This window comes from Rufibacter immobilis (assembly GCF_003721565.1).
GTDB lineage: Bacteria > Bacteroidota > Bacteroidia > Cytophagales > Hymenobacteraceae > Nibribacter > Nibribacter immobilis.
This window is the reverse complement of the sequence record NZ_RJJE01000006.1, coordinates 1-17866: the sequence shown is the minus strand read 5'-3', so window position 1 is coordinate 17866 and position 17866 is coordinate 1. Positions and strand designations below refer to the sequence as shown.

24 protein-coding genes are annotated in these 17866 nt (G+C 40.0%); 16 read left to right on the top strand and 8 right to left on the bottom strand.

What is annotated here, in order from left to right:
- Window positions 1-548: 548 nt before the first annotated feature.
- The 6 genes from EFA69_RS06515 to EFA69_RS06495 all read left to right on the top strand — a co-directional run bounded on the left by EFA69_RS06515 (window position 549) and on the right by EFA69_RS06495 (window position 3720).
- Window positions 549-2078 carry a hypothetical protein gene (locus EFA69_RS06515; RefSeq protein ID WP_123132300.1) on the top strand — a complete coding sequence of 510 codons (1530 nt, stop codon included), beginning with the start codon at window positions 549-551 and terminating at the stop codon, window positions 2076-2078.
- Window positions 2079-2112: 34 nt separating this feature from the next.
- Window positions 2113-2469, top strand: a complete 357-nt coding sequence (locus tag EFA69_RS06510) for a hypothetical protein (RefSeq protein WP_123132299.1) — start codon at window positions 2113-2115, stop codon at window positions 2467-2469.
- Window positions 2470-2545: 76 nt separating this feature from the next.
- Window positions 2546-2746 (top strand): hypothetical protein, encoded by a 201-nt coding sequence (locus tag EFA69_RS06505; RefSeq protein WP_148041286.1) that lies wholly within the window; start codon window positions 2546-2548, stop codon window positions 2744-2746.
- Complete coding sequence (locus tag EFA69_RS20240) at window positions 2746-2895, top strand: hypothetical protein (protein ID WP_183906709.1); 150 nt, start codon at window positions 2746-2748, stop codon at window positions 2893-2895. The genes EFA69_RS06505 and EFA69_RS20240 overlap by 1 nt, the downstream gene beginning before the upstream one ends.
- Window positions 2895-3269 carry a hypothetical protein gene (locus EFA69_RS06500; RefSeq protein ID WP_123132297.1) on the top strand — a complete coding sequence of 125 codons (375 nt, stop codon included), beginning with the start codon at window positions 2895-2897 and terminating at the stop codon, window positions 3267-3269. Before EFA69_RS20240 ends, EFA69_RS06500 begins: the two co-directional genes overlap by 1 nt.
- A 4-nt stretch (window positions 3270-3273) precedes the next feature.
- The gene (locus EFA69_RS06495; protein WP_123132296.1) at window positions 3274-3720 is read left to right on the top strand and encodes a hypothetical protein; all 447 of its coding nucleotides are present in this window, start codon (window positions 3274-3276) and stop codon (window positions 3718-3720) included.
- Between the two features lie 511 nt (window positions 3721-4231).
- Here the strand turns inward: EFA69_RS06495 and EFA69_RS06485 are convergent.
- The 3 genes from EFA69_RS06485 to EFA69_RS06475 form a co-directional block, all read right to left on the bottom strand.
- On the bottom strand, window positions 4232-4444 hold the full coding sequence (locus EFA69_RS06485) for a hypothetical protein (protein ID WP_123132294.1): 213 nt from the start codon (window positions 4442-4444) through the stop codon (window positions 4232-4234).
- Window positions 4445-4536: 92 nt separating this feature from the next.
- A complete protein-coding gene (locus EFA69_RS06480; protein ID WP_123132293.1) occupies window positions 4537-5439 on the bottom strand; it encodes a DUF2971 domain-containing protein in 903 nt (300 codons plus the stop codon).
- A gap of 94 nt (window positions 5440-5533) precedes the next feature.
- The gene (locus EFA69_RS06475) at window positions 5534-6430 is read right to left on the bottom strand and encodes a hypothetical protein (RefSeq protein ID WP_123132292.1); all 897 of its coding nucleotides are present in this window, start codon (window positions 6428-6430) and stop codon (window positions 5534-5536) included.
- 494 nt (window positions 6431-6924) lie between these two features.
- Between EFA69_RS06475 and EFA69_RS06470 the strand changes: the two genes are divergently transcribed.
- The 5 genes from EFA69_RS06470 to EFA69_RS06455 all read left to right on the top strand — a co-directional run bounded on the left by EFA69_RS06470 (window position 6925) and on the right by EFA69_RS06455 (window position 9313).
- Window positions 6925-7314: a hypothetical protein gene (locus EFA69_RS06470; RefSeq protein WP_123132291.1), complete on the top strand. Its 390-nt coding sequence runs from the start codon at window positions 6925-6927 to the stop codon at window positions 7312-7314.
- 5 nt (window positions 7315-7319) lie between these two features.
- Window positions 7320-7664 (top strand): hypothetical protein, encoded by a 345-nt coding sequence (locus tag EFA69_RS20105; RefSeq protein ID WP_148041285.1) that lies wholly within the window; start codon window positions 7320-7322, stop codon window positions 7662-7664.
- Between the two features lie 93 nt (window positions 7665-7757).
- Complete coding sequence (locus EFA69_RS06465) at window positions 7758-8492, top strand: recombinase family protein (protein WP_123132290.1); 735 nt, start codon at window positions 7758-7760, stop codon at window positions 8490-8492.
- 33 nt (window positions 8493-8525) lie between these two features.
- Window positions 8526-8915, top strand: coding sequence for a hypothetical protein (locus EFA69_RS06460; protein WP_123132289.1), 390 nt, complete (start codon window positions 8526-8528; stop codon window positions 8913-8915).
- Complete coding sequence (locus tag EFA69_RS06455; RefSeq protein WP_123132288.1) at window positions 8912-9313, top strand: type II toxin-antitoxin system PemK/MazF family toxin; 402 nt, start codon at window positions 8912-8914, stop codon at window positions 9311-9313. The genes EFA69_RS06460 and EFA69_RS06455 overlap by 4 nt, the downstream gene beginning before the upstream one ends.
- 61 nt (window positions 9314-9374) lie before the next feature.
- Here the strand turns inward: EFA69_RS06455 and EFA69_RS06450 are convergent, their stop codons facing one another.
- From EFA69_RS06450 to EFA69_RS06430, 5 genes are all read right to left on the bottom strand, one after another.
- Window positions 9375-9860, bottom strand: coding sequence for a hypothetical protein (locus EFA69_RS06450; RefSeq protein WP_123132287.1), 486 nt, complete (start codon window positions 9858-9860; stop codon window positions 9375-9377).
- Between the two features lie 83 nt (window positions 9861-9943).
- Complete coding sequence (locus tag EFA69_RS06445; protein WP_123132286.1) at window positions 9944-10732, bottom strand: ParA family protein; 789 nt, start codon at window positions 10730-10732, stop codon at window positions 9944-9946.
- Window positions 10733-10883: 151 nt separating this feature from the next.
- On the bottom strand, window positions 10884-11816 hold the full coding sequence (locus EFA69_RS06440) for a hypothetical protein (RefSeq protein WP_123132285.1): 933 nt from the start codon (window positions 11814-11816) through the stop codon (window positions 10884-10886).
- A 19-nt stretch (window positions 11817-11835) separates the two neighbouring features.
- Complete coding sequence (locus tag EFA69_RS06435; protein WP_148041284.1) at window positions 11836-12303, bottom strand: hypothetical protein; 468 nt, start codon at window positions 12301-12303, stop codon at window positions 11836-11838.
- Between the two features lie 24 nt (window positions 12304-12327).
- A complete protein-coding gene (locus EFA69_RS06430; RefSeq protein ID WP_123132283.1) occupies window positions 12328-13299 on the bottom strand; it encodes a replication initiation protein in 972 nt (323 codons plus the stop codon).
- 807 nt (window positions 13300-14106) lie between these two features.
- Between EFA69_RS06430 and EFA69_RS06425 the strand changes: the two genes are divergently transcribed.
- The 5 genes from EFA69_RS06425 to EFA69_RS06405 all read left to right on the top strand — a co-directional run.
- On the top strand, window positions 14107-14562 hold the full coding sequence (locus EFA69_RS06425; RefSeq protein ID WP_123132282.1) for a hypothetical protein: 456 nt from the start codon (window positions 14107-14109) through the stop codon (window positions 14560-14562).
- A 44-nt stretch (window positions 14563-14606) separates the two neighbouring features.
- Entirely contained in the window at window positions 14607-15215 is a 609-nt protein-coding gene (locus EFA69_RS06420) for a sigma-70 RNA polymerase sigma factor region 4 domain-containing protein (protein WP_123132281.1), read from the top strand.
- A gap of 27 nt (window positions 15216-15242) precedes the next feature.
- Window positions 15243-15752 carry a hypothetical protein gene (locus EFA69_RS06415; protein ID WP_123132280.1) on the top strand — a complete coding sequence of 170 codons (510 nt, stop codon included), beginning with the start codon at window positions 15243-15245 and terminating at the stop codon, window positions 15750-15752.
- Window positions 15753-15779: 27 nt separating this feature from the next.
- Window positions 15780-17288: a hypothetical protein gene (locus EFA69_RS06410; RefSeq protein ID WP_123132279.1), complete on the top strand. Its 1509-nt coding sequence runs from the start codon at window positions 15780-15782 to the stop codon at window positions 17286-17288.
- A gap of 57 nt (window positions 17289-17345) precedes the next feature.
- Window positions 17346-17866 (top strand): hypothetical protein (locus tag EFA69_RS06405; protein ID WP_148041283.1); only part of this gene is annotated, 521 nt, incomplete at its 3' end.

Here is a 17866-nt window from a genome sequence, read left to right as displayed (position 1 = left end):
TATCCTATATATATATATAAACAAACACACCCACCCTCCCCTCTCTACTTATGCCGTATCAGTTTGCAGCTTAAAAATGAAGATTTGAACCTTTGAAATTGAAATTGAAGAAAATTATGAGGTAGTATGACGTATCACTTCAGTCCTTGTGAAACTAGCAGAGAGAAGAGAGCCAATACTGGTATGACGTATCAATAATGGTATGACGTATCAATATCAGTTATAAGAAATTATAACTCTACCCACATCCCTTACTATTGAAAGATAATTTCATTTTTATCACTCCTGCTTTTTATTTCTCAGGACTCAGACATACTATTGAGGTATATAGGAAATAAGTGGTCATAAAATAATTCAATTATTTTCATTGGTTTTAGTCAATTACCACACTTTTATACTATTTAATAATAAAAGGGGGTCAGTAGGTTGGGTTGTTCATTTCCCGTTAGGTAGCCTACTGACGTTCCACCCCTCAACTAACCTGACACAGTGCTTGGAACCACTGGAACAATGAAAATAAATAACAATCAACCTAAGACTAAAATGAAATGTCACTCACCAACATCAAAAAGAAACAGGTACTTCTATTCGTGCCTACAGGGGTAGATATCAAGAACTTAATGGGAGAAAACGGTTACTCTCAAAGACAGATAAACGACCACCTAGACAAATACCACTACTTCCTACACCTTATATATACAGGCACTCTCTACAGATATGATATTGAAGAGAGCAACGGCTTCACCAGAATCAATGATGAAATCCTGAACAATTTCCTAGGTAGATACAGGAAGCTTATCAAGGACAACCTTATCAAATGGGGAATCATCTACTCTGACAATCACTACATAACCGGAAGAAAAAGTAAGGGTTATAAAATAGCACCTCCTTATGCCGTATCATACAGAACAGAGGTGTGTATCAATGATACATTTGAGAAAAACCTGAGGAACAAGAACTCTTATTTCAACACTCTGAAAGGGTCTGAACAATATCTCTATGATATGTTGCAACAGGTAGGAATCAAGGCTGAGGAAGCACACAGCTACATTGAGAACAAATTAGCTAACTCCCTTCACACACTTCGTGGTTTTGGTGACAGCCGCTTCACCAACTACCAGACAGCAGCAGCTACCCAAGACCTTTACGAACTCAATGAACACCTGTCACTGACTCCCTTGGAAGTACTGGAAAAGAACATCAATGACAGGTTCAACGCAGACTTGCTGGCAATCAACACCATTGATAACGGTATGCTGAAGCTGACGGTTGACAAATATGGAAGGGTTCATACGCCTCTGACCAATATGAGCAGGAAACTCAGGCAATTCCTAATCAACAAGAGGCACCCTGAGCAAGCACTGTATAACCTTGATTTATCCTGCTCTCAACCGTTTTTCCTGAATATTCTGCTGAAAGAGTCTTTCCGGTTCGCAACATCCTTACCTGTTTCAGTAGAGCAATATATTCAAGACACCAGTACAGGTCTTCTTTATGAGAGGGTGATGATTGAGGCTGGAATTGCAATCAATGAGACCAACAGAAGAAACTTCAAGGAGTCATTCTTTGGTGATGTATTCTACTGCTCCAACCATACGGCAGGTTTGAAATCCAACACTGTAGCAAGAGCCTTTGAAAGGCTTTACCCTGAGGTATATGGGTTCATCTCTAAAAGAAAAGAGGTTGATTTCAGGGAGTTCAGCAGACTAATGCAGAAAGCAGAGTCAACGGCTATCATAGGACACGCTGTACAGATGGCTCAGATGCAAGGAGTTTGGGTTTCAACAATACACGATTCAACCATTGTGTTAGAACAGGATGTTCAGACAATGTACACAATCATTGAGACCGTCTTCAGAGAAGTGTACGACCTCAACCCCAATATTAAAGAGGAAGCAGTGACACCAGTAACAGTCACTCAACCAGTGTTAGCAACCACAACACCAGAAGCTAAGGTTATCTCATTCAGAACCTCTATCAACTCAACGTCAATGACAGATGATGAATTCTTCAGAATGTTAAGTGATAGTGACTCAGAACCTATGGCAGTAGATGAACTTCTACGGTTTCTAGAATAATTTAAAATAACATTTAAAGTTTAATTAAAATAAGTTGATAACAGCATACACAATCACATACACTGGCAAAGGTTTTAGTCTCAATGAAGCATACTCGCAACATTGGACTAAGGCCAAAACCAAGAAGGATGAACTCAAGAACATCTTCAAGGGACTCATAGAAGAATCTGGTATACCGGAAATAACCTTTTTTAAACTTGATGTGAGATTCAACGCAAGGTATGACGTTGACAACATCACCCCAATGCTCAAGCTGTTTGTAGACCAACTCAGGTACTCAGAAATCATCACTGAAGACACCAAGGATATCTATACAGGTTTCTCAGTAACGGCAGACTCAAGCCTTGGGAAAAATACATATTCATTCAAGGTAATACCTCTTGAAAAATAAATTAATTATTTATCCAAAATTGACCTCATTTCAAGTCAATTTATTCAACAACACACTATTTATAATAAAGGAGTATATGACACCAGAAGAGAAAGAATTAAGAGCCTCAGTAGTTGAGAACCTGAAGAAAAATAAGTCACCAACGCTTTTAGATTTGATAGCTGAAGCACTGGTACAGACACAGAGAATAAAAGAGAATAACCGGAAAATGATAGCTGTACTTGATAACGCTATCAATAACGTAGATACAGAAGAAGAAAATAAGGAGATTAAATAATGACAGGGGAAATATTGAAAGACATTGAATCCAATAAAACAGAGAAACAATTGAGAAGAGCCGTAGAAGACTCAAGTGAAAAACTCATTGAAGAATTAAGGCTGAGTGTAATTAATCAGATAAAAGAATTAACTAAGGAGATAAAATAATGATAGGTTTTTTATGCGGAATGATAGTAGGTGCAGGGGTGTTGATTCTACTATTAGTAGTAGGAATAAGCTTCAGCAGTGGTAGTACCAGCGAACCAAAGGAAGTAAAAAGAACACAGAATGAGGAAGATGAAGGATTAATTCAACATCAATTATACGGTTTGTATAACGCACTGTATGTAAAAACACGAGATTTTTATAAAGAGAAACCAACAAAGGAAAAAAAGGAGTTAGTGTCGCGTGAGTTAGAAGCAATAAATACAAGAATAAACTCCTTCAATGAAAGACACCTTGTAAAAACAGGAGATAATCACCCAAATACTGAAGGTTACAGGAGAGTATTAAAATTAATTAAAAATAATTATTGGAAATAAGATAATGATGAATATAAAAGAATTAGAACTAAGCTACCTAGAGCAAGAATTACTCAACCTATTCAATAAAATGGGTGAACATAAGATTAGACGTAAATCTGTCACCGTAGAAGAAGACCAAGAAGCAACCAATAAATTAGGTGAGTTGATGGGATTAAATAAGAAGCTTAAATCAATGGCTTGGGTTGGTATGAATAAACGTCCCGATGATTACAAGTTTGATGCAATGCTTGAAGAGATTGAGAACTTCTACAGACCTTTGAGTATTAAGGCTATTGTGACTGATGCTCTTACGGAACCAGACCTATCAGGGCAACGCAATGTAATTGGGTTACTAAAGACTAGTAAAAGACCTTCAGCAATAATTGACTTCATTAAAACAGGAGAATTCACCTTAGATGAGTTGAAAGGTATTGAAACTGTCATTAATTTGGTGATTGCTAATTGCTAATAGAGAAGAAAATAATCAAAATAATTGGTTAGACATTTTTTACAAGAGTACCAACTACCGTATTAAATAACGTTCATAATCCCTGCTGAGGCTACTGTCAATGATGGTAGCCTCTTTTATTTTAATAGGTAGTCATAGAGTCCGTTGAAGCACACACCATAGACTAACTTCACACCTAGGAAGCATAAGATAACACCGTAACCCAAGACAATATATAGAAGAATACTCAAAGCTAATTGCAATGAATTCAACTCCAAGAATGAGAATAAGTGCCAACCATCTGTCAGGAAAACAAGGGCAGTGGTTGACAGGAAGAATCTCTCACCCTTACCGGAATCACCATCTTTATACTTGTTCTTCCAACTCACAGCAGGGTTCCAGAAGAGAGGGTTATTCAACCTTGAGAACCAAGACTTCTCATAATGGAAAGAAATCTTGTCCTTACAGGCTCTTGAAGAGTAAGACACTATCAGGAGCACTAGAACCAGAACTATCAATAATACTGGTGACACTACTCCTGATTGTCCTTATTAGCTTTTCTCTTATTTCTGATGATGAACATCAAGCCAACTAAGGAGACAGGGATAACACCTAGGGCAGCAAAGTAGGAAGCACCAAAGAACAGGCAACCAAGGATAGAACCAAGGATAACCCACCAGATGAAGACCTGAGGGAAAGGAACGGGTAAGAATAGCTTTTGTAGAATAAATATGATGTTGAACATATAAATAGGTTTTATACCTATGAATATGTGTTATGCTGAATCTAATTCTGAGTCAGTGCCAGCAAGGAGATATATTTCAGCTACTCCAACCTCTAAACTTGGTAATCCTTTAATAGAATAGGAATTAAATCATTTTTAAATTTGAATGAATCTTCTGACAACTCCATAGTAAATATTTGCATTGATTCAGGATAGTTATTCTCTTTTAACTCTTTAACTATTTTATTTTTCGCCTCTCTATCTATCCTTGCTCCAAAATATAATGATTTTACATAACTCCTGTCAAAAGACATCAACCTTTTTGAATCACAAAACTTTTCTACATTGAAACATACTGCCCTGACTTCATTTTCATATTCCCACTCAATAGCCTTTTGGTAGCACATAAAAGTAACGGCATCTAAATCACCATCAAAATAATTACAGGTCATCTTCTCCTTGGTGTATTTTACACGAGATACTGTAGACATATTTAGAGCCTTCGAATCAAACCCAAAACAAACGCCACTATGACTTAAATTATTTTTATCTTTTGTGTAATGGCTCCACATCAAAGGATTATCATATGTTTCTGAAAAACAACAAATCCCAAAATTCGCCTTTCCTTCTTTGTACAGGTTTATTGACTGATTCTGAAAATCAGCCCTATATCTACTGGAACTTGTCACGTCCAACCAATATTCAACGCTTTTACTCTTGTCTTTGGAATAAAGGTATAATGCTAATCCTTCAGGGTCACTATCAAATCTTAAGACACTACAATCTAAATCAAAAGGGTCATTTAATGTCCTAGGGTCACTAAATTTAAGTTTATTTCCTTCTGCTATCAATATTGCATTTTCTGGTGAGGTGTAATGATAAAGTGTTTCAATTTCTTTCTGAGTATCAATACCCATAGTTCTTAATGAATGCTTTATCTTTGATTCAAGTAATCTTTTTACAAACTCTGGATTTTTAGCAATAAACTCTTCAGTAAGTTGAACTTTCTTATTCATATGTGAAAATTATAAAACACTAATTTGATGATATATGAAAGTTAACGATTCCACAGATTCTATTTATAGACTTCCTTCAACCATTCAGAATACACTATAAGTCTTTAAAATAAGGGTAATATTCATCAGGAAGCCTCTTGTATATCTCTATTACTTTAAAAACTAAATACAGTACACCAATAGCGATAAATAACCCACCGTAGAAAACCATTGTAGGTTCTTCACCTTGATAGTGATACATCAAATATGCTCCAAACGACATCCAAAATACAGGGGCAAACGTTGAACTTACAAATCTTATAAGCTTCTTCTTGAATGTAATTTTCCCATCGGTTACTTCATCATTATAATCTGATGCAGCAGTACTAATCATTATAGAAGAATTAAAACCCTTTATACCCTTGATAGTACCCAACAACCTGACGAAAGGAATAGTTGAGGTATGGTACGTCTGTATGATAATCCCGTCATTATGGTCAAGGTATTCAAAATCAATCAACAACTCCCTTCCATTAGCTATTGGTGTCACAGTGAAGTCATTTACCTTATTCACCTCTCTGACTACCTGATAGTCAAGGAAACCACCCTCATTGACAATCGCAATCCTTAACGGGTCTTTACTGGCAATATCATCCCTTCTAATCGTAACATTGCCGCTATTCCAGATAATGAACCTAGTGACCGTCAGGTTCAAGACCTTACTCCCTTTATAACTGACATCCAGCCCTTCAACCTTATTCAACTTAGAATCCACCAACTGAAAGTTCTTGGTGTTATAAGATAGGCTCTTGACACTTTTGGACTTGAAGTAGAAGTAGATGGACAAGAACAAACCAAGTACACCAACGATACCACCAATGAGAACAAACCAAGGGTTGAGTGCTATTGAGTTCGCTATTTCGTCTGGATTCAGGCTGGTGTGTGCCTTGAGAGCAGTGGTGTCAGGAACAGTCTTGGAGACCTGAAGGAGTAGAGTAAAGAGTTGGGGCATAAGGTCAGAAAACGTTGATTGGATTGAATAAGGCTATTATTTGATATTTTTAGAGGAATTGTTAAAGATAATAAAAGTTCAATCAACCGAATTCACCCTCTTACCTTCTCAAAAATATTCGCTTATACGGGTATACGAAATCATTCGTAGTGACACCTCAGGATTTCAAGAACTACAAACGAACGTTCAAGGGATTTGAAAACCTCCCGATGTGTATAACTTTTTATTCAGGGGTATTGACTTTCTCAGGAACCGCACTTATTTTTGCAATTCAAGATAGTGTGTCTAGTCAATACTTATTTTGAAGGGCTGCTTCTAGGGATGCAGTCTTTTTATTTGAACAAGCAAATAATTTAAGTTTTAATTAAAACTAAATATCCGTTTTCTGAAACGGTGACTATTTAATAAGGAACACCTTCTTCAAAGAGGTGTCTTTTTAAAAGCATTATCTTTTAATTAAAATTTAAATTAAACAAATTAAAACAAAAACGATTATGAACAACAACATTTTTGAAATCAGGATAGGTGGTGAGCAACCCCTGTCCGGTTTCACCTCAGAGTACTATACTCAGGTATTCCTTCCAAGAATCAAGAAGGTGTACAGGCATAACTCAGAGATTGAGGTCTTGACCACCAACATCATCACCAAGGAAGGCCAGCCTATGTTTCCACCACCTCAGGAACCCAAGACCCTGACCATCAACGGCAGGAACCTGATGTACTTGGAACGTGAAAACAAGGTCATCATCACACCCTCCAAACTGCCCAAGGATATGATAGGTGAAGTGTTCTTCTCCTTCTCTGGTTCTGGACTTCTCACAGGGATTGAGGTCAAGGTTAAGAGAGAGTCCTTCCTGTTCAAATACAACCAAGCAACAAACTAAACCCAATGACAACACCAATACCCTTCCTTGAGTCTACTGGCTACCTGAGCCTCATTACTTCCATTAGAGAAGACAGGTTCTCAAAGTTGTCCGTGACATTCAACCTGACTGCTCTTACCACCAATGACACAGCAGAGTCTATACTTCACGAACCTGTGACCATCACTGGTGACCGTCTGAGCCTTGAGGAATACCACTCAGGCTCCTGTACAGACACCTACAGATTCAAGGTCTACTGGATTGACTTGGTGACGCTCCTTGATAACGTCAGGCTCTTGGTGACCTATGACAGACTCAGTAAATCCTACTCAGGACACAGGACAGTCTACACTACCTCCTGTTTTTATTAATTAAAATTTTATTTATATTTTGAATTAAAAACTTAACTTTACCCCTGAACGTTCAAGGTATTTGAAACACTTAACACTAACTTTGCTTCAGATATGAAAGTCATTGAGTTCTACAGGGTCTCAACCCAACGTCAGGGGCAGTCCGGTCTTGGTCAGCAGGGACAGGAGCGTGATGTCAGGGAGTACATCAGGTCTACAGGTGCCACCTCTATAGCCACCTTCATTGAGGTTGAGTCAGGTGGGAACAAGGACAGGATTTCAGCAGACAAGGCACCCGTTCTCTCTCAACTGCTGGCAAAGAGACCCAAGCTGCACGAGGCTATAAAGCTTTCCATTGAGACAGGTGCTGTCATTCTGGTGAAGGAGTTGTCAAGGCTCACCCGCTTCTCCCTTCTGATGAACTACATTGCTGCTTCGGGGGCTAGGTTCGTCTGTGTGAACTCTCCCAATGATGATATGACCATACTCCGTATCAAGTGTGCCCTGCACGAAGACGAACTCCTGAAGGTCTCACAGAGGACAAAGGCTGCGCTGAAGTCCAAGAAGCTTCAGGGATTCAACCTAGGCACCCCTCAGAACCTGACCAATGAGCACCGTCTGAAGGGTTCACAGTCACGTCAGAAACAGGTTCAGGAGTCTATCATCTCAAGGCAGTCCATTGACAAGATACTTGACCTGAGGCTGAAGGAGAAAATGACGCTGAAGCAGATTGCTGACAAACTCAACCACCTAGGCTACAAGACACCAAGGGGTCTGGAATTCAAGACTGGTACGGTTGATATGTACCTGAGAAGGCACCAAAAGGACTCAGAATCCGTTACAGTATAGGTAGTACTATGTTTTTCACTACATTTAGAAGTTATGAAGACTATAGAAGTAACAATAGATGATTCAAGCTACGGCAAGTTCAGGGACTTGCTGGAAAGCCTGAAGTACGTCAGGTTTGTGAATGATGGTAATGAGAGGTTTAGTATAGCTGCTAACCCTGATATCATCACAGATAATGATGAAGTCATAGTTGAATGTAAGACTCACAGTTCTACCGAAAATGTCCATTCAAGGTCTCACGGCAACGTCACCCCTAATACATCTAGGCACGTTGATGAAATTACCTTAGCCTCTCAGGACTCTCTGGCTGAAGATTGGGACTCTGAGGAAGATGACCGTTATGATGAAATCTACAGACAGCAATATTCTGATAACAGTACTACCAGTGGTTCCTTCTCCAACTCAAATACAGTAAGAAGTTGAGCAGTAAATATAACAGAGGTGACATAGTTTGGGTGCATTTCCCTTTCACTGACTTGTCAGAAAGTAAGAAGAGACCTGCATTAATCATCAGTAATGACAACGTGAATTCATCTGGTGACTATATCCTGATGCAGATTACCTCTAAGTCTAGAAACAGTTATCTGAGTCTTCCAATTGACAACAATGCTTATTCAGGGGCACCGTTACAATTACCTAGCAATCTCAACCTGTTCAAGGTGTTCACTGCTAATGACTCTATCATTGACAGCAAACTGAGTTCTGTCAATGATGAATTTATTGATTTTGTTGCTGCTCAGTTCTATAACAACATCATCAGTGATGATTACACCAACAATGACTTCAATGTGAATCAAATGAACCCTCAGAACGTGAGATAGAAAATCATACATACATCAAAAACAGAAGAGGCTACTCATTTAAGGGTAGCCTCTTCTGTTTTTATTCTTCCTGACCATCATCCTGACGTTCGTAGTAGTAGTCAATGGCTGTCTTCATTGGCTTGAGTTTCTTAGCCTCTTTCTCTGGAAGGGGTTGTTTTGCGTGTGGCTGTTTCTTCAGGTACATCTCAAGAGCCTCTTCAAGGATTGAGCGTATGGTTCTCTTGTCGTGGTACTCAAGACGCTTCAGACCTAAGTACAGGTCTGCTCTCATTGAGGTGGAGAAAGGAAGGAACTTGTTCTTCTCATTCTCATAGTGTGACTCCTGAGGCACCACCAAGTAGGTAGCCTGAGGTTTCTCCTTCTTAGGTCTACCCTTAGGGATTGCCACTCTCTTTCTCTCCGTCTGAGGGGCAGGGGTAGCGTTCAGGCCGTAGGAGTTCAGTTGCTCAGGCTTAGGGCTTTTGTTACCAAAGATTAAATCATCTGTGGTGAAGTCAAGCTTGTCCTTTCTGTCTTTGTTGGTATTGTCTTTCTTAGAAGTCATAGTTTCAGCAGTATGTACGGCTATAGAATCAAAGATACCTATAATTTAAATTTAAATTAACAATAAGAGTGAGAAAGGTTCCATTAGGAAACCTTCACTGCCCCTACCCTATTCAATATCTCCTGAGTGAGTGCAGCGTAGTCTTGGGCACCGTTGGACTTGCTGTCAAAGGTGAAGATGTCCTGAGTGTTGATTACGGCATCCTTCAGAGGGTTGTTGACCCTGATGGTGGTCTCAAACAGCAACTCACCAAGGACTGACTGTAGCTTCTCAAACACCTGTCTGTCTACAATCTTCTTGTCATTGACGTTGTATCTGGTCACCAGCACACCCAACAGGTTCAACTCAGGGTTAAGCTGCTGGACTTTGTGGGCGGTGGTGGTGATGTTCTTTATCCCATCCAGTGAGTAGAAGTCCGTCAGGACTGGCACTAGGTAATAGTCAGAGGCATATAGGGCATTGACGGTCAGATTGCCTAGAGAAGGTGGGCAGTCAATCAGGATGAAGTCATACTCCCCTGACACCTGCTTGAAGACCTTTGCCAGATAGGTGTGATAGTTCTTCAGGGTTGTCAGGCTCCGTTCGTAGTCTGCAAGCTCAATGTTTGAGGGTAGCAGGTCAATCCCAACCTGTGAACTGATTAGTGTCTCTTCAAGACCAGACTGCCCGAACATCAAATCACCTACGGTGTACTCAACCGAACCCCTGTGGAGACTCCTTGTGGCCGAACCCTGTGAGTCTAAGTCTACCAGAAGGCTTCTCTTGCCCAATTCCCTCAAGGCTGCTGCCACGTTGACGGCAGTGGTGGTCTTGCCTACGCCACCCTTCAGGTTGATGATACTGATAACCACTGGCTTCTTGTTATTCTCCATAGTGAAACAAATATAGGATTAATATTTTAATTGCTTTTATGATTAAAGTTTTAATTAAAAGTAAAGATAAGGAATAAAGCCTTTTACAGGCTCTCTACAAGGTGCTGACCGGAAGTGGCACGTCTACACATCTTGGGGTGAGAACGTTGATTTATGAAGTTCTTTTGGGCTTCCTACCCCGTTTCTTCTTGCCGATTATACCCAACCTCTCCCTCTCTTGAATTATCTTCTCTAAAGCTTCAGGATGTAGAAAGAACGGCGCTAAACCCAAACCTTCCCATCTGCTAAAGTCAGGTTTATGGTTTTTCATTGTAGCGTCAAGCTTGGGTGAGTTAGCAAGTATATCAAAGAAATCAGACATCACCTTTCTTGCTTGGGCTGCTGTGTTCGGCTTCTTGTGCCCACCACTTGGAGAATATTGAGTACTACCTTCAGCAAACCAGTACATAGTATCATCATCTTCATCTTCAGAGAACTCATTACCATACCTTGAGACCACATTGACACCACCAACAATGAACCTATTGACAAGTAGAGCAACAGCATTCTCAGTTGTAGAGACTATCTTGAATTCTTTTTCATTGATGTTAACCTTGACTATCTCATCACTGGTCTTGACAAAGGTTAATATCTGCTGGAATATATCTAAGTCCTTAAGTTCATCCACAAAAGGTATCTTAACTGGTATCTTCCTTGGTGGCTGGTTAGTGACAACACGTTCAGGAAACTTGATACCCTCAACCAACTCTACCCCTAAGAACTCCTTGCTGCTGTAGTGCCTAATATCTTCAAGGATATGGTCTAAGCAGGAAGAACATCTCAACTCAGTATGTCCGTCTTTGCCTTTGTACTTGGTCTGATACTCTTTTCCTACCTTGAATGTGTTATAGGTGGTGTGAAGATGCTTCTCAAGTTTGGTGATGAACTTGGAGTCTTTGGCCTTCACTACGTAGGAACCGTCAAGGTCAAACTCATAGATGTTGGACAGGTGTTTGACTCTGCTGAAATCATCATTGTTAGAGATACCTATCTTGATGATAGGCTCACTCTTGAATCTGAGTAAGTACAGGAAGTAGTTTTTCATAGGATATGATTAAAAAACTTTAGTACTTATATCCGGTAGTCTCAGGTTGATTAATCTTAACCTCATTATAATCATCACAGAAAGATAACAGTGAAGATAAGTCTTGCCTGAAACTCCGCAACATCAGAATCCTGTCTATGATATCCTGATGTCTTTCCTGATAAAACTTCAACTCCACAGGGTTGGTTAAGTTGAAATGCTTGAAATTCGCTAATGCTTGGAAAAAATTCTCATACTCCTTAGCTAAATAAGCATTCAAGGCGTTAACAAGGTGTTCACCCACTATGTTAGGGAAAACAGCACAGTGTTCACCCTTTTCAATCTGCTCTACATCACTAAATTTGATGGTATAGGGTTCCTTAACAGAAAGCATAACAATTTTTAGTTCAGTTAGGTATTCCCTAGCTGTTATACTCTCTTCTGATTCTTCCCCGAAGAATGACCATCTAAAGTCTTCAACAACCCTTGAACCTACTAGCTGGGTCACGTATGGGCTTAGATTCATATCCTATTATTTGATTTTCTCTTCAAGCTTGCTGACCAACCATTCTGAAGGTGTGCTCTTGGTCAAGACAGGTGGGTTTGTCTGGAAAGAGTTATGGAGTTTAGTTATGACAGTTGGTTTCAGCTTACTGATGTACCTGTCAATCTGAGCCTGAGTGAATTCATAGCGTTCTCTCATAATCCTGATAGCATTGGCAGTGGTCTTGTCTGTTAGTACAGGGGTAGAGGCTACTGTACTATTAGGTTCTTCAGGTGTTGGTGAGAAGAGTTCGGCCTGTTTTACCTCAATGACTCTCTTATCTTTCTTTTTGAACTTGAATACAACTGCTCTCACGGCTTTACCTGACTTGATTTCCTTTAATTCAAAAGACATATCAGTGCTTTTAAGATGTTCCTGAGCAGGTTTGAGAATTCTGTTCTTCAGGTTGCCGTAGACCTCATATGATTTCTGGTCAGACAGTTTCAGCATATCCCTTAAATCATCAAGGGTGATAACCCTTTCAGATTTCCAAGTCTGGTACTGCTTGAGCAGCATATAGATTCTGTAAGAGGTAAATGTAGGAATCTGCATCAGAGTCTCTACGTCAGCCTCAGTGAAGTTATTTGTCCATATATTAACAAGCTCCTGAATCTCTAGTGAGAGTTTGACAGATATAGCTTTCTTATCTTTATCTAATACAGGCGTGAAGATGTGAAGAGGCTGGTAGGTACTATCGGTTTCAAACTTGAATTTGATATCTGATAGCCTGTCCGTAGTTTTCTTGAGTCTTGATAGTTGCTCACTGAAAGTTGACTTTGCAATAGGTAACTCAAGGTCTTTAAGAGTGAGAGGTATTGCCTCTTTGAATACATTAACCCCCCTTTTGTGCTTTGATAACAGGCTGAGAAAGATTCTCAACTCTATGAGGTTCATATCATAAACACCCTCTATGAAGCTGTTAGCGTGGCTTATCGTAGTATTGTGCTTTACTATTTCCATATCTTAGGCTGAGATATGCAAACATAAGCAAAATATTATTATTACAAATGTTTATGTAATAGTAATATTTACAAGTTCGGAATATGTATTAGTAAGTTCGGAATCCGTATTAGTTCAGTTCGGTTACTGTATTTTCAAAGTTCGGCTTCTGTATTAATAGGTTCGGCTTCTGTACTAGCAAGTTCGGGATACGTATTAGTAAGTTCGGGATATGTATTATTTAGCTGCTATAAATAATTGATAGTCAACAACTTACAAGTCTCTTAAATATATAAATATTTAAAATCAATAAAGAAAAGTAAAGATTACAAATCCGTAAGAAGTTCTTTTTTCCTTTTTTCTTTATTTAAAAATACCGCATAAATATCTGATTGCAAGGTATTTACGTTTAAACCTGTCAAACCAACTAATACAGATACCGAACTGATTCTAATTGAAACGAATATGTTAAGGCTCTGAAGGACTTGCTAGAACCTATGAGAAGGCGGTAAAAATTACAGAGGTAGGAATCAGTACTCGGAACTGTAATAATAAATTGGTTTATAAATTAATCCACCCCAAGATTATGAGTGCTCCTACCTCTGCATACCAAATATAGCAGAAATGAACCTCGCACCCCTACCGTCTGGAAAATAATTGATTTATTTTTTCATAAATCATTAATTTTTTAATTAAAAGTATTAACAACGTACTATTTATTGATGACACCATTGATACGGTGCATTGATAATGCCTAAGAAATATATAATAAACAAAAAAGAGGAAGAATTCACCAAGAGAGCAGTAAAGGAGAGAGTTTACATCACAATGAATCCGCTTAGGGGCACTGACCCCAAGAAGGATTACTTCATCACGGATGCCCACGGCTATGACCAGTTTGACTACAGGGTTGACTACAGTGGCAAGACCTACCTAGTGGAAACCAAAGTCAGGGAGTGCAGCAGCACCTTCTACCCTGACATAATGATTGAGGAACCGAAGTTCAACTACCTGATAGCGGAAGCCTACGCCTCCGGTGTGGTTCCATTGTACCAGTGTTTCTACACAGACAGCGTGTACGTGCTCTTTGACCTCAGGAAGTGCCTTGATGTGCAGACGCAGGTGAAGTCCTGCAATAAGACCAAGGCTGGTCAGGACAGGGGCTATGTACCCAAGCGTGTAAAGATGCTGCCCCTTGAGAAAGCCCAACAGTACAGCTACGTGATTCCAAGTGATAAGCTGGTGGAAGACTCCTTCAACCACAGATACACGGTTATCTATTAATTAAAAATAAAATTAAAATATTAAATAAGTTTAATATACAGAAAATGACACTTGAAGAGATTTACGACACCATAGAGGCAAACAGAAATAAACTTAAAAAGCAGATTTACCAGAATGTTGACAGGTTCCTGAAGATTCACCTCAGCAGAGAAGAGTTGGAAGACCTGCTGTCAGACGTTGTTCTTCTGACCGTTGAGAAGATGGTTTCCGGTGAGAAGACTGAGGGTGATTTCAACACAGAGGCCAACCTGCTCAACTACCTCTCAAAGACAGCCTGTCAGAAACTGAAGGATGATATCAGAAAGCAAGGTGTGTCCAAGAAGTACTACAATGAGAAGTACTACTTGGATGAATACCTGACTGACGTGAGCCAAAGACCGGAACCTGATTTCTCCACCTCAGAGGTCTACAGGAACGCAATGGAGTTCGTCTACGGACGCTATGACTGGATAAGGGCCGGAATCTTCAAGACCTACGCGGTGAACAAGATTACCTATTCCCAACTGGCAGAAGTCACAGGTTACTCAAGAAGCAGGTGTTACCTGATTGTGAAGCTTATCAGGGAAGACATCAGGCGAAACCTTCCCCTGATTCTGAAATCTGATGATGTGCCTATGTGCCTGAACGGGAAAGCACTGAATACATATTTATAATTATAACAATAATTAAAAATTTAATAGATGAATAATGACAAGAAACATACTAAGGGTGTCTCAGTGATGAACGGTAAAACCAAGAACCTGAGTCAGGAGAAATTTGAGTTTGTAAAAGACCTGTACATAGTCAAGTCAATGAGATACACTGACGTAGTGAATGCATTTGTCAGAAAGTACGGTGACAGTGAAAGAGGTGCTAGGAACTATATAACAAAGGTCAAGAAAGCCCTTCAGGAGACTCAGGATGATAAGTTGGGGTATCATATGCAGTCGGCACTAATCAGGTACAATGACCTTTACAATAAAGCCTACAATGCAGAGAAGTGGGCTGACTGTGCTGCTATTCAAGACAAGATAAACAAGCTGACAGGTCTTGATGTAAAGCGTTTTGAGATTAACCAGAATGTGAACACTACCACCGTTGACGCTAACAAGCTGCTTCAGCAACTCTCACCTGAGATGATTGCTCAATTGGCTGCTGGCCTAGGTGCTCAACACAAAACAATAGACATCACACCTGAGTCAGTTTACTAAGTATAATTTTAATTAATATTTAAATGATTGCCACCAAAGAAAAAACCAAAGGAACCCGTAACCCAAGAGAAGCAATTAATTGAATTACTCTCAACCGTCACCGAAGAACAGATTCTAGCTGCTCACTACAGGAACTCCTTCTATGAGTTCTTCAAGGCTGCATTCACCCAAGTTCTGGAACCTGACACTGAGTTTCACGACACGCCTATTATCAAGGAACTATGTGACCTGCTTCAGGTTGAGGCTGAGAGAATTGGTAAGGGTATCAAAAGGACAAAACATCTCCTGATTAACCTACCACCTAGACTCCTGAAGTCTAAAATCATCTCAGTGACATACAATGCTTGGTGCTGGACTAAATTACCTCACTTCAAGTTCCTGACAGCCTCTGTGACTGATGACTTGAGAACGGCACTCTCAAATGAGACAAGGACGTTGCTTGAGTCTGACTGGTATAAGAGAATCTTTCCAGAGGTCAGGTTGAAAGATGACCAAAATCAGAAGACTCACTACATCACCTCAGCAGGTGGTGAGAGAAAAGCATTCTCCGTTGGTTCTGCTTCTATCGGTTTTGGTGCTCACATCATTCTCCTAGATGATATTCAGCAAGACACTGACCAATACTCTGACGCTACCAAAAATCAGGCTGAGAGATTCTATGAGGGTAAAATCAAATCAAGGTTAAATAACAAGAAGACAGGTCTCATAGTGGTGGTGATGCAACGTCTGTTCAAGGATGATTTCACTGACTATCTGCTGAACACTTACGGTGAAGAGACCTTCAATCACATCTCTGTACCACTTGAGGTGACTGAGGAATCAGTAGTTAAGCCTGAGAGGTTCAAAGACTACTATGATTCTGACGGTCTCCTGTTGCCTGACCTGTATGACAGAGAGGTTATCAATGACCTGAAGAAACAACCTGCTACCTACGCTGCCCAATACCTTCAGGCTCCTATCCCTGCTGACGCTGGTATCTTCAAGGCTGAGTCCTTCAATAAAATCTCTTGGTTAGAATTCAACCAGAAATACGGGGGTAAGAGAATTATTTGGCACTTCTTTCTAGATACAGCCTACGGTGATACAAAGTCAAGTGACGCAACTGCTATGGTGGTTGCCTGTTTCCTTGATAATCAAATCTTCATCAAGGATGTGGTAGAGAAGAGACTGAACTTCCCTGACCTGATTAAATTCCTCAAGCAGTATGTTCCCCAACACTACTCACCAGAGTCAAGAATCTATGTTGAGAAGGCTGCTTCTGGTATATCCCTGCTACAGCAGTTGAGAGCAGAGACCTTGTTCAACATCTCAGAGTTAAGCCACGGCAGGGAGAACAAAGTAGTGAGAGCACAAGCCGTAGCAAACTTTGTAGATTCCAAGAGGGTGAGTCTGATTGAGGGTACTTACATTCAACCCTTCCTGAATCAGGTGACGGTTTTTCCTCACGTCAAAAATGATGACCAAACTGATGCCTTTGTCTACTGTGTCAAGACTCTCAGTAACAGTACCTCAGGCTTCTTCTTTGCTACTGTCTGAGTCTTAATCAAAACTTTAATTAAAAATAAAATCCCTTGAAATCCATATGAACTGTATATGAAAGAATTTGAATTGGAGGGTAAGAAGTACTCACTACCCTCAACGTGGTCAGAGGTGACCTACGGCAAGGCTAAGGAATTACAGGCTCTGGACAGGGCTGAAGACCTCTCTGACTATGAGAAGGCTGCTAGGGTGGTTTCCATCCTTTCGGGCATTGGGTACGATTACCTGACCAGCTTCAAGGCTACGCTTGTGTTCCGGTTGTTCCACCAGTTGAATTTTCTGGAAGAGAGGGAGACTGGTGTTATTGAGCACTTTGAGTTCAGTGGTGACACCTACTACGTCAACTCCCTTGAAGATGAAATCTATAAAGCCTTTGTGATGTACCACAGGATTGAGAAAGCCTTTGAAGAGAGACCAGAGGAAATCATTCTCTACAAAATGGCTCTCCTGTGCAGGAAATCAGGTGAGACAGTTGAAGACTTGGACGCTCAGGGTGGTAAGGTTCTTGAGGCAAGGGCTAAGTTGTTCAATGAACTTCCTGCTTCACTTGTCCAGAAGGTAGACGCTTTTTTTTT